We start from the raw sequence: 2758 nt of genomic DNA, 5'->3' as shown, positions 1-2758 counted from the left end.
GGGCAAAAGCCCGCAGCTCCTCTTGACTGATCCTATTAGCCCATCGATGCGAAAGTCTTTTACAATCTTTACAACAAAATCCAACATATTTTCCGATGTCGGATTAAATATATCAATGAGGGCCTTATAAGCAATACCCTCAACGGGCTTTTCGGGATCTATAACAGCAGGATCGTATGCTCCTCCGGCTAAATACTCTACCATACTCTTTACAACAACAGCACCGTATTTCTCCACGTAGTTGAGAAGTCCCATGTTGTAGAGAGGTGGTACTCCAACCCACAAAAGTCGCAACTTTTCGTCCTTAAGGATACTTTCCTTTCTTTTAATCTTTTCTTTCATTTCTGCGAGTAACTTTTCATATAGTTTAACGCCAAGCTCTGTCCCTGGCATTTGAATAAGCGGGTAACAGGCGGTGAAACCATCAACTGAGCTCATAGGAGTAGGTACAACCTTTCTGCACTCGTCTATCTCGTTCCAGAGCTGAACGAGTCTCTTGGAAAGGCGAACGGTTTCTTTGAGTCTCTCTGTATTTAGATTTAATCCGTGTTTTTCCATAAAATCCAGGGCTCCCCTCAATTGGCCTGAATAGTATTCAATGGCATAATCAGGGATATCCTTTCCCCAGGTGTTTATAGGAGCATCAATGAAGTGGTAAGGAATACCATAGTGATCAGCTACATAAAGGAAAGACTTGGACTCGGATATGCAGGGAATATTGGTGGCTATTATAAGGTCAGGTTGGGCAAAGAAGGTATCAAGATACGGGTCTCTTTCCCTGGCAACCGCGCATCCCAGAAAACACCTGTGGAGGGCACAGACATCTCTCGAAAACCCCTCCTCTTCAGCGATCTGTATATACTTGCCAGACAATTGTTTTGCGCCTAAAACCATTGGGAGGTGCTCAAGGTAGATTACAGGTGCATCTACCGCATTAAAAATCTCTCTCGGTGTCAATCCATAAGACCAGATTATCGGTTTGCCTTCCCTCTTAGCTTCTTTTATCCCCCCATAATATGCTCTAATTGCCTTGCTTATCTCCAATGTGGTCTGCAGACTCTTCTTCCCCGGAGCAGTTACTTTAGTTGTCATATTTTACCTCCTGATACTGGCTCTGCTATCGGTATCTGGTTAATGGTTTTTAGCCTTTTTTTCGAGGATTTCTCTACCAAAAACTGCCGCGCCAAGGGCTCCTACTATCTGAGGCTCAAAACATATATTTGCCTTTAACCCTACCTTCTCTTCTATCCTTTTCACTACCCCTATATTCTTGGCAATACCTCCACTGATGACAAAGTCCCCTTCAATACCTACCCTCTTCAACAAGGTGTAAACCCTGTCTGCCAGTGCCTCGCAAGCTCCTGCCAGTACGTCGTTTTTATGCGTACCTTCATGAAGATACCCCAAAACCTCTGTCCTGGCAAAAACAACACAGGTGCTGCTCAAAGGCGCCAACCTCTCTTTTATGTCAAGGGATAACCCCCCCATCTCTGCAAGTGGTGTGTCCAGAAGCCCCGACATAATCTCCATCGATCTTCCAGCACCAGCAGCACATTTATCGTTCATTGCAAAATTCGTAACCTTTCCTGTCCCATCGCATCTTATCCCCTTGCAGTCCTGTCCACCCATGTCCAGCAGCAGCCTGACTCTGGGAAAAAACCAGTTCGCACCTTTGGCATGACAGGTGATCTCTGTTATGTTCTTGTCGGAAAAAGGAACTACGACTCTTCCGTATCCTGTAGATACGATGTATTCTATATCATCTCTGGTGATGCCTGCTTCCTTTAATGTCATGCCGAAAACCTCTGTAGCGGTTTCGCTGCTGTCAGGCCCGGTGGGAATGATATTCCACGCTAATATCTCATTGTCCTTCAATATAACTGTTTTGCCAGTTAATGACCCTACATCTACTCCAGCAGTTATCATTTTACCCCTTCCTTTCTCTAGCCAGCAGAGCAGCACCCAAGGCACCAACAACCTCTGGTTTCTCTGGCACAATGAGTTCTGAATTCATTAGTTCATTCAAGGTTGTAACAAGACCTATGTTTTTGGCTATCCCGCCTATGATAACGATGTTACCTTCTAAAAGAATCCTGTTTGCCAGGCCAACAACCCTTGAAGCTATAGATTTGTGGATCCCCCTTAGTATGTTGTTCTTTGGCACTTTCCTGTGAATCATAGATACCACTTCAGATTCAGCAAAGACTGAACACATGGAGGTGACTTCTATATCTTCCGTTGATTGAAGGGAGAGTTCTCCCATTTCTGCCGGTTTTACCCGCAATGCTTTTGCCATTGCATCTAAAAAGATACCTGTACCGGAGGCACACTTGTCATTCAATGCGAAATCAACGATGTTCCCTTCTGTATCAAACTTTATAGCCCTGCAGTTTTCTCCACCAATATCGATTACCCCATTCGATTTTGGGTAAAAGTGAAGAGCCCCTTTGGTGTCACACATTACTTCTGTCCCCTGTACTGTTTTATAGGGAACCTTTTTCTTCCCGGCACCGGTACTCCCAATGGATTCAATATCCTGAAGGGATATGCCGGCTCTCTCTAAAACAGTATCCATCGCCTTTTGAGTAGCCCCTTCTATATCAACACCAGTAGCCAATACCTCATATGCCATGATTTTATCCTGATTCAAAATTAAGACCTTTGTCGTTAAAGAACCTGCATCTATTCCCGCTGTTATCATATCTCTCTCCTTTACAACATTTCTATAAAAGCCTGAACCCTTGTTTTCAACTGCCCC

General features: G+C 44.3%; 3 protein-coding genes. All 3 read right to left on the bottom strand.

What is annotated here, in order from left to right; translation table 11 throughout:
• Window positions 1–1092: 2-hydroxyacyl-CoA dehydratase family protein (locus AB1401_15195; GenBank protein ID MEW6616797.1), on the bottom strand; the 1092-nt coding region annotated here is incomplete at its 3' end.
• A 39-nt stretch (window positions 1093–1131) separates the two neighbouring features.
• Window positions 1132–1926 carry an acyl-CoA dehydratase activase gene (locus tag AB1401_15190; GenBank protein MEW6616796.1) on the bottom strand — a complete coding sequence of 265 codons (795 nt, stop codon included), beginning with the start codon at window positions 1924–1926 and terminating at the stop codon, window positions 1132–1134.
• Window position 1927: 1 nt separating this feature from the next.
• Window positions 1928–2758 (bottom strand): acyl-CoA dehydratase activase (locus AB1401_15185; protein ID MEW6616795.1); only part of this gene is annotated, 831 nt, incomplete at its 5' end.

This window comes from Thermodesulfobacteriota bacterium, from assembly GCA_040757775.1.
In the GTDB taxonomy this organism is placed as follows: Bacteria; Desulfobacterota; UBA8473; order UBA8473; family UBA8473; genus UBA8473.
This window is presented reverse-complemented; position numbering and strand designations above follow the sequence as displayed.

Excerpts from the sequence above, each read along its gene's own strand:
- AB1401_15190 (MEW6616796.1), bottom strand. The coding sequence starts at position 1,926 with ATGATAACTGCTGGAGTAGATGTAGGGTCATTAACTGGCAAAACAGTT.